The sequence below is a fragment of the Nocardia sp. CY41 genome (assembly GCF_009829325.1).
In the GTDB taxonomy this organism is placed as follows: domain Bacteria; phylum Actinomycetota; class Actinomycetes; order Mycobacteriales; family Mycobacteriaceae; genus Nocardia.
This window is the reverse complement of record NZ_VUOS01000072.1, coordinates 1-8,374: the sequence shown is the minus strand read 5'-3', so window position 1 is coordinate 8,374 and position 8,374 is coordinate 1. Positions and strand designations below refer to the sequence as shown.

The 8,374-nt window shown below is 65.7% G+C and carries 9 protein-coding genes and 1 pseudogene; 5 read left to right on the top strand and 5 right to left on the bottom strand.

Annotated features, from left to right (window positions below):
* Positions 1-327: hypothetical protein (locus tag GVY64_RS38485; RefSeq protein ID WP_236567532.1), on the bottom strand; the 327-nt coding region annotated here is incomplete at its 3' end.
* Positions 328-399: 72 nt separating this feature from the next.
* Between GVY64_RS38485 and GVY64_RS36175 the strand changes: the two genes are divergently transcribed.
* On the top strand, positions 400-1,491 hold the full coding sequence (locus tag GVY64_RS36175; protein ID WP_236567531.1) for a hypothetical protein: 1,092 nt from the start codon (positions 400-402) through the stop codon (positions 1,489-1,491).
* A 515-nt stretch (positions 1,492-2,006) separates the two neighbouring features.
* On the opposite strand, the gene GVY64_RS37520 is transcribed toward GVY64_RS36175, so the two are convergent.
* From GVY64_RS37520 to GVY64_RS36160, 3 genes and pseudogenes are all read right to left on the bottom strand, one after another.
* Entirely contained in the window at positions 2,007-2,333 is a 327-nt protein-coding gene (locus tag GVY64_RS37520; protein WP_201298325.1) for a hypothetical protein, read from the bottom strand.
* Between the two features lie 647 nt (positions 2,334-2,980).
* Positions 2,981-3,226 (bottom strand): annotated as a pseudogene (locus GVY64_RS36165) (DUF4158 domain-containing protein); the annotation flags it as partial.
* A gap of 572 nt (positions 3,227-3,798) precedes the next feature.
* Complete coding sequence (locus tag GVY64_RS36160) at positions 3,799-4,032, bottom strand: hypothetical protein (protein ID WP_159851089.1); 234 nt, start codon at positions 4,030-4,032, stop codon at positions 3,799-3,801.
* Between the two features lie 311 nt (positions 4,033-4,343).
* Here GVY64_RS36160 and GVY64_RS36155 point away from each other — a divergent pair, with 311 nt between their 5' ends.
* The 3 genes from GVY64_RS36155 (at position 4,344) to GVY64_RS36145 (ending at position 7,123) form a co-directional block, all read left to right on the top strand.
* A complete protein-coding gene (locus GVY64_RS36155; RefSeq protein ID WP_159851087.1) occupies positions 4,344-5,657 on the top strand; it encodes a 2OG-Fe(II) oxygenase in 1,314 nt (437 codons plus the stop codon).
* A 279-nt stretch (positions 5,658-5,936) separates the two neighbouring features.
* Positions 5,937-6,584: a hypothetical protein gene (locus GVY64_RS36150; protein WP_159851085.1), complete on the top strand. Its 648-nt coding sequence runs from the start codon at positions 5,937-5,939 to the stop codon at positions 6,582-6,584.
* 29 nt (positions 6,585-6,613) lie between these two features.
* Complete coding sequence (locus tag GVY64_RS36145) at positions 6,614-7,123, top strand: type VII secretion system-associated protein (RefSeq protein WP_159851083.1); 510 nt, start codon at positions 6,614-6,616, stop codon at positions 7,121-7,123.
* A gap of 91 nt (positions 7,124-7,214) precedes the next feature.
* Here GVY64_RS36145 and GVY64_RS36140 read toward each other — a convergent pair whose 3' ends face one another.
* A complete protein-coding gene (locus GVY64_RS36140; protein ID WP_159851081.1) occupies positions 7,215-7,451 on the bottom strand; it encodes a hypothetical protein in 237 nt (78 codons plus the stop codon).
* A 418-nt stretch (positions 7,452-7,869) separates the two neighbouring features.
* Between GVY64_RS36140 and GVY64_RS36135 the strand changes: the two genes are divergently transcribed.
* The coding region (locus GVY64_RS36135) for a recombinase family protein (protein WP_159851079.1) at positions 7,870-8,374 on the top strand (505 nt) is incomplete at its 3' end.

Sequence of the window (8,374 nt, the reverse complement as noted above, 5' to 3'; positions counted from 1 at the left end):
CCCGACCCGTTCGACCCGGCGCTGACCGAGGTCGGCTTCACCACTGTCGGCCACGCTGCCTGACAGTCCGGTCACAGCGACAGGAAAACCTCGATGACCGGGTCGGGCGGTGGTGAGGCCATCGCGAAAATGGTGCAGGCGGCCAGGCGCCTCGTCGACGCGCTTGCCAGCAAAGCCGGCCCGAAAGTCGGCCAAGACCACCATGAGGTCCCGCACCGGATACGGGACGGCCTCGGGCAGACCACGCACAAAGACAAAGAGCTTGCCTTCGAGTTCGACAGGATCGGTCCGGCCGCGCACACCGGCCGCGATACCGCCGCCGGACACCCGGGATCCGGTGCGGGTGCGTGGCGACCGGTCCACGGGCCGGACCCGACCGCCGAGGACGGATTTCTGGACTTGCCCATCGAGGAGCAGATACGCCGACTGGAGGCAGCGCACGGTATCCGGACCGACGCCGAGCGGGCGCTCGAAATGAGCCTGTTCATGGAGGACAAGTTCCGCGACATCGCCTACATTTCCCGACAGCCGCGGCCGGAAACGATCTTCGACGGGCCCGAGGGGTGGGCGAGCTGGCTCGATGCCCGACTGTTCGCGCGGCGCAACCTCGACCGCGAGATGTCGGTGGACCTCATGGCGGAAACACATCGCAGGCTGCAAATCCGGCACAGTCCGGAGTTTGCCGGGCAGATGGGAGTGGTGGGGAAGTGGGGGATAGCCGTCTTGTCGCGGCCATTGTCACGCAGCGAGTTGGCCGCCGTCGAGGAGAACCCCCTACTCACCCATGTGCCGGGGCCGTTCCGTACCGAACCCCACGGAGTCGTGTTTCAGCCCAAGGTCGAGGGCCGGCCCGGCGCGCATGTCGTGCGTTGGCTGGACGCACCGCCCACAGAACAGGAGCTCACCGCAATCAGAGACGATCCGTTGAGGGCATACCATCCACCAGAAGGGTTGGTCGTCGATGTCGGCAGACTCAAACCCCCCGAACACGGTATGATCGTCTACCCGAATTTCGGCGGCGTGGACGGTACGCGCGAGTTCTACGAACAGTTGTCCGACTGGTACAACAACGCCAGGAGGCAACCGGGATACAACCCGTATCAGGTTACCACCGAGTTCCAGAAACAGGCCATTTCCGCGCACGCCTGGCAGGGCGACTTTCATGGCCGGCATTCGCGGGTCCTGATGAACTTCGGGTTGGAGCAGGCAGGAAAACCGCCGAGCGCCGTCGCCGAGTTCGACCACGACATGTTGACGTCCTCGTCGCAGTGGGCTGCCGAGGTCGAGGCGGGAAGCGACCGCTACGGGCACTGGCAGCACAAACTCGAACAGTCGGGCGCCGACACCGACCCGGTGGACCTGTTCGATCTGGAACCGATGAGGCAGCGGTATCAGCAGATGGGTGGCGAGCCTTCCCCGTTCACCCCGGGAGAATTGCACGATGTGGACAAGTACGAGCGGCTGCACACGCAACTGCGCTCGGGAACGTAATGGCGAGCCCGGCGGTGTCCAACGCAGTTCCAACACACCAGATGTGGACAACCGGAGGCTCCCTCGATGGGCCCCAACCCAACGGATAACGCCCACTTCGCGTGAGTTGTCGGCGGTCAGGGTCGGAATCACTTTGTCGAGTGTGTATCTGGGGTACCCGGTCCGCGCCGTCCCCGTATAGCTGCACTGTTGCCGCTCGTCGCCTGTGTTTCCAAGATCTGCGCCCGCTCACGCTTTCACGATCACTCCTCACCAGGGGGCGGGTCTTCACGCCCACCATCCCCGCACCGCTCAGGTCCGGGAGCCGAAACGACCCCGGCTTGCCTCACAGTCGGTTGATGAGGGGCCGGGGTCGTTGTCTACCTGCGGGTGCCGCACCCCCGGTGTTGTGAGGACCGGGCACGACGCATTCATTTCATCACGAGTGCTGTTGTGCAACAAAGCTTTTGACACACGTTCCATCAAGCGTGCGTGAAACATGCTGGTGGACAGTCGGCGCACATGGGCGCGCTGCCTTATTCAGCTGGTGGCGGTGGTCGTCCTTCCAGGCGGAGGAATCCGGGCCGGTTGGCAGCGATTTCCAGCCAGCCGGCGGGGTTGGCGATCAGAGCGTTGCCTTCGGCGTCCCACCACAGGACGCGATACAGCTGGTCGCGCTCACCTTCTCGGACGACGGCATGGACGTTGCCGATCGCCGGACGCGGTGACCGCTGGTGAGCGGCGGGGTGAAGGACGGGAGGAATCGTCGACGACTCACCGCGGCCGTGATGCGCAACTGCCTGCGCGGACAACGCCCCAGCAACGAAAGAGGTTCGGGCTGGTCTGTTTTCGATCGTGGTCATGTGCTCAGGGGTAACCCGACAGCCCCGAAAACAACTCCTCGACCCGCCCTGCGAGAGCAAAGTGATACACGGGGTAGGCGTTCGGGCTCCAGGGTTGGGCGATCCCGTCTCGGAAGTGATCGGCGTTCGCCGCTGCCGAGGCGAATCCTCACCGACGCCGACCCGGCTGCGGTGCGCCGGGTGCTGGCCGAGCTGCGTGCCCGCCGCTTCGGCATCCGCTGACCCGCTACCCCTCCCGGGCTGCGAGATCACCAGCTCCCCGCCCTCGTCCACGCGCACCGGCCCGTCCCCGCCGGCCAGCACCGCCTCCAGCTCACCGACCGCCTCGTGCAGCTCGTCGGTCACCGCAGCCAACCCCTCGCCGGGATCAGTGGGTTTGCCGACCAGTCGGCAGAACTCGGCCCGCTGCGGTGTCCATTGCTCGGCGGTTAGCAGGTACGCGGCCGGATCGGCGTAGCGGCGCGACCCTGGCACGTACACATCCCCGCTGCGTAGGGCTAGCAACGAACAGCGGCGCGACCCTGGCACGTACACATCCCCGCTGCGTAGGGCTAGCAACGAACCTGGACAGCATCTTCGTCCTGCTCGTCCTCGGTAACTATCGCGAATGCCAAATGGACCAGTCGGCGAGTGTCCGGCGAGTGCGTGGCAAGCCAGGCCACCGCCACCGGCGGCGCTGTCGTCAGCCGGTCCGGCACGAACCCCAGCCACGGCAACGTGCACAACGCGATCGACAGCCCCAGCCGATCCGCCGGACCCCGCCCGCGGCCCGGATCCACGAACGCCAGATCAGCCGGAGTCAGCGTGAAATACCGGAACAACTCCTCGCGGCGGATCCCCGGGAACCTCCGCAGACGCTCCAACTCCTCGTCCGCGAACACCCGCGTCGCCACGAACCACAACCTCCAACACGCCGATCAACCCTCATCGGCAGCCAAGCCAAGCACCAACCACCCGACCCCGCACCCCGAACACGAAGCCCTGCTCTACCAGGCAGCTACGTCATATCCGCCCGAAATTCGGCCGATACTACGGCGACCCCTCATACCCCAACCCGGAAGTATCCCAGCGGGCACCACACACCATGGCAACATTCGAGAACGGTTCGCGCTGCCGCGGGACTCCGGGGATGACGCTTTCATCCCTTGGGTCAGTCGGGAAGCTGGTGGCCGAGTCGTTTCAGTGCGTCGAGTCCGGCTTCGAGGTCGGACATGGCCAGTAGCTTCTCGATGGTCTGGCCGGAGTTCGTCGATCGCCGCGGCGTAGGTGCGCACGGCGGCATGCTGGTCCGGGGTGCTCGCCTCGCCTTCGCATCGTCGGCAGGGCCACGAACAGCGGCCCGGAAGGAGAAGTATGCGTTCCCAGGCCGCTGCCGGTCGCCGCTGCAAGGGGCAGGGAGTCCCGGTCCCAGGCGAGGATCCCGGCAATCCCCGGCGACGACTCCCTCGATCCTAATGGCAACTGGTCAGCGCTCTCCGCGCAAACTCCCCGCTCCCGCCCCGCCGACGCCGTGGCGGCCGCGATGAAACCGCCCGCCGCGCCCCGCGGCGAGGTTCGGCAACCATCCGGCGGCGCGGATCGATCTCGCACCGGTGAACCGGACGCACCGTTTGCGCCATGCGGACCGTTTCGGGTCCGACTCCAGAGACAGCCGGACCGCTTGAGCCTTCAACTCGTCCGGATGCTTCGGTGCTGCCACGCGGGGCTCCTTCCTGGCCCTGCCCGACTTCGGCGGCACCCACCGCCGCTACGCGATCCCGACGCCCGCGACGACGAGTGACACCTGACTTTACTGGATTCGCGAGCCGGAATTTGCGCACTGACCGGGGTGCCGTAATGGCTTACCTGCGTACGGCGTAGACCGGGCCGGGGCCCGGCCGACTCTCAGCCCCCGATGTTTCCGGCATCGGGGACCGGATCGTCGGTGGGCCCTGAGAGGATGCCCGCGAACGTTGTCGAACACCGGAGAAGTGCATGACGGACAAGACACTACGGATAATCGGCGAGCTGATGGGTTCGGTGCCGCCGACGGGTACATTTGCTGCGCGTCGGACGGGCTCGGCGGAGAACCTGCTGATCGAGGTAGAGGGGGTGGGGCCGATCCGGTTGCCCGTGACGCCGGCTCAGGCGCGGCGACTGTGCGAGGTCGCGCGGCCGGCGCGGTACGGTATGCGCGAGCAGACCCTATTGGACGCGACTGTGCGTGACACATGGGAGGTTCCGCGGGAGCGGGTAACGGTCGACGAGCGGCAGTGGCGCGAGACGTTGCTGCCCATGCTGGACATACTGCGGGCCGAACTGGGTCTGGCGCCGGACTGCGGGTTGTCGGCGGAGCTGCATTCGATGCTGGTGTATGAGCCGGGACAATTCTTTGCGCGCCACCAGGATTCGGAGAAGGCCGACGGCATGATCGGCACGTTGGTGGTGACTCTGCCCTCGACGTTCACCGGCGGGGAGCTGGTGATCGAGCAGCAGGGGACGAAGGTCACCGACCGGGGTTCGCCGCAGGAGCTGTCCTTCGTCGCGTTCTATGGCGACTGCGAGCACGAGGTGCTGCCGGTCACCGACGGTTTCCGGATCACGCTGACCTACAACCTGGTGGCGAAGGGGCGTACCGGACCGGACGCCGCCGCATTCGCCACGCATCCGTCGGTCGCGTTACTGGCTGAGCAGTTGCGCGCGCATTTCACCACACCGATGGAGTCTTTCCACGACCAGCCGGAGAAACGCCCACCTCATCAACTCGTCTACCTGCTGGATCATCAGTATTCCCAGCAGGGATTCGGGTGGGATCAGCTCAAGGGCGGCGATGCTGCCCGGACTGGGATGATGCTCGCCGCGGCCGACATCGCCGGATACGACATGTCGCTGGCCCTCGCGGAGGTCGAGGACTCCTACGAGGAGGACGACTACACCTCGTGGATGGGTATCTATCGTCAGCGTTGGGAGCGCGTTGAGGACGGGTGGAAATGCGTCGAAAGCCTTGACATGGAGTTCGATGAAGACGGGGAAATGGTGGAGCCCGTGCCCGATGACCCCGCGAGCCTTCCGGTGCTCTCCAGCCTTCCTTTGGTCCCGGATTCGGAAGATGTCGGCGAGCTGCGCGGGTCGACCATCACATTGACGTGGCTGATCGACCGGTCAGGGGCGTCCGGTGAGCCCGCTGTGCGGGAGGTCCGGGATGAAGAGTTGTGTACGGGCGCATCTAAGTCGACGCTGGAGCCGTTCGCGTCGGAAATCGAGGGTTACATGGGCAATGAAGGAAACAACGCCAATTTCTGGTACAGGCGCGCGGCGATCATCATCCGGCCCCGTCAGTGGTAGTCGTCGTTTCATGGCATGTGGCAAATCTCCCTACATGCGGGAGGAAGGAGCAGCGTGGTCGGGACGGCGGGTGCGGCCTGGCGCGGTTTGCGTGATCGCCTCCAAGGCGCGGTCCGCCGTATGGGGCAGGGACGGGCCAATCGGATCAGGGGTTTCGCCGACGCGTCTGAAGGCTCGATGCACGCATATTCTCACGGAGACCGTGAAGGACGCGATCGCCTGACCTGGTGGACGGGCACGACCAGGGGTGGCCGGCCGATCAGGTTCCAGCCATCGAAAGTGTGGAGCAACCCCCTGTTCGACGCTCACGGCACCCCCATCGGAGCCATCTTCGAAAGAGACAGGGCGCGAGTTGATGGTCACATCCTGTGGGCGGCGCAGGAGACGAGACAGGCCGACACGCAAGTCGTGCGTGTCCGGAAGGGCCAATGGGGATGGATATTATCGCCGCCGGAAGATGCCCCGTGGGCCGAGGCGGTCCGCAAGTCGGGTAAACCACCCAACTACTTCATTGCTCATTCCGACAACCCCGACTCCGCCACCGTCAGCGTCAACAGGGGCTCCAAACTGTTCCCGATATGGGTCGATGTGGACGTGGACGGCTCGGAGTTCGGGCGGATGCTCGCGGCGGTCGAGAATTCCGCGCGTGCCATCAGGCGAAACCCGGCAGGCGAGCATGTGTTCGTCATGTGCTCGAGCGCAGCGCCCAACGCCTCCACCGCGCGCATGGCGGCAGACTACCTCCACTCGACCGGTACGGTGACCGGGAACATCCACGCCCCTATCGACGAGGCCGTCACAGCGGCACCTCGTGGCGACAGAATGCCCACCTGGCTGGGGGTGCAGCGGCCCCCCGGTTCCGGTGGCAAGTTGTTCGAGACCTATCCGGGGCCCGGGAACACACCGGCGCCGCCGGAGGGCTCGTGACGATCGAACAAGGAAATGGGAAGTGACCGATGGATCCGTCCTCGGCAGTCCGCCACGGCGACTGGTTCGTGCTCTTCGACCCGAACTGGTCCGGGGACCCCACCCGGGACACTCCTCCGGTGGAGGTGATGGTCGGTGGCTGGAGACTCGAGGAGAACGGCACGCTCGGACCCTTCCGGCCGAATCCTGGCTATCGGCCGCAGACTCCCGACACCTCCAGTGACCCCATCGACGCCCTGCTGCGGCTCATCGCCGCCGGGCAGGACTGCGGTGACCAGATCGTCCCCACCCTGCTGCACACCGTCGTCGAGATTGCCTGCGACGAGGACAACCGGCCCCGCACCGCCCTCTCACCTGACGACATCCCCTGTGTGGTCGTCGTCACCGCCGAACTCCACAAACAACACCTACCCGTGCCCTGCTGGGTATCGGTCCTGGGCTCCCGACTGCCCGAGATCATCCCCGACGGCACCGACGTGTGGGTCAACCCCGGCAGCGATCACCCGTTCCGCCTGGCCGCCACCGCGATTCGGGGGTAGGGGGAGCATCGACCGGACGGTAGACCCGCCCGCAGGGTCCAATCAGCCCATGCCCTTACCGCTGTTTTTCACAGGCGTGCTCGTCACGGGCCTACGAGGCCACGATGTATCCGACCGCGCCGAGGTGGTCGACGATGTCGGTGGCTGCCAAGGGGCGTTGCGCGGTGCGGGTGATCTCGGCGACGTGGTCGGCGGGGCAGGCGGTGACCGGGCCGGACACGGTGGCGCAGACCGTGCAGTCGGCGACGGTGCCGGTGAGGTGGGCTTGGATGTTGCGGCCGTCGAGTGCGGCGACCAAGCCGAACATGCTGAACGGGTTAGTGGACATCAGAATGGGTTTCCTGGTTGGTGACGTTGCGGGATCCCGCCTGTGCGGCCGACTTCCTTGTCGGCCTACCGACGCCGTTGTCGAGGGCGGTTTCGGGTGACGGTGTTGTCACCGGTGGTGCGCTCGCTGCACGACAACCATCCTCATCGGATAGGTACCGGCCCCACATCGGTCATTCACACCGGCATATACCTGTCTACGTACGTGGCTCCCTACCGATCGACGTTCGGGCGAGCGGCGCTCGCGTGAATCTACGGTTGAACCGTCCCGGTGTGTGAATTTGGGGTGTACACCCCAACACCACAGCGGTGACCGGACTGAAAAGCGTCAGAATAGAGTCTGCTTCTGCATTTCTTGACATGCGTCCGCTGGATTCTTAGACTTCAACTTGACATTTCAAGTGGCAGAGAGGTCAGTTATGCGCGTCGGCTATATCAGGGTGAGCGCGGTCGACCAGAACACCGTCCGCCAGCTCGACGGGATCGCCGTCGAGCGCACCTTCATCGACAAGGCCTCCGGCAAGGACACCGCCCGCCCGCAGCTGGAGGAGCTGATCGGGTTCGTGCGCGACGGTGACACCGTGATCGTGCACTCCATGGACCGCCTGGCCCGCAATCTGGATGATCTGCGCCGGTTGGTGCGCACCCTGACCGGCAAGGGCGTGCGGGTGGAGTTCGTGAAGGAGTCGCTGACTTTCACCGGCGAGGACTCACCGATGGCGAACCTGCTGCTGAGCGTGATGGGTGCCTTCGCTGAATTCGAACGCGCCCTCATCCTCGAACGCCAGCGCGAAGGCATCGCCGCCGCGAAGGCCCGCGGCGCCTACACCGGCCGCAAACCCGCCCTCACCACCGAGCAAGCCGACTTGTTGCGCGCCCGCGCCGCCGCCGGGGTGCCGAAAGCGGCGCTGGCCAGGGAGTTCG

Bases quoted from the DNA above. Each gene is read 5' to 3' on its own strand.
- GVY64_RS36155 (WP_159851087.1), top strand. From the start codon at position 4,344: ATGGGTTCGGTGCCGCCGACGGGTACATTTGCTGCGCGTCGGACGGGC.
- GVY64_RS36140 (WP_159851081.1), bottom strand. From the start codon at position 7,451: ATGTCCACTAACCCGTTCAGCATGTTCGGCTTGGTCGCCGCACTCGAC.
- GVY64_RS36145 (WP_159851083.1), top strand. From the start codon at position 6,614: ATGGATCCGTCCTCGGCAGTCCGCCACGGCGACTGGTTCGTGCTCTTC.
- GVY64_RS37520 (WP_201298325.1), bottom strand. From the start codon at position 2,333: ATGACCACGATCGAAAACAGACCAGCCCGAACCTCTTTCGTTGCTGGG.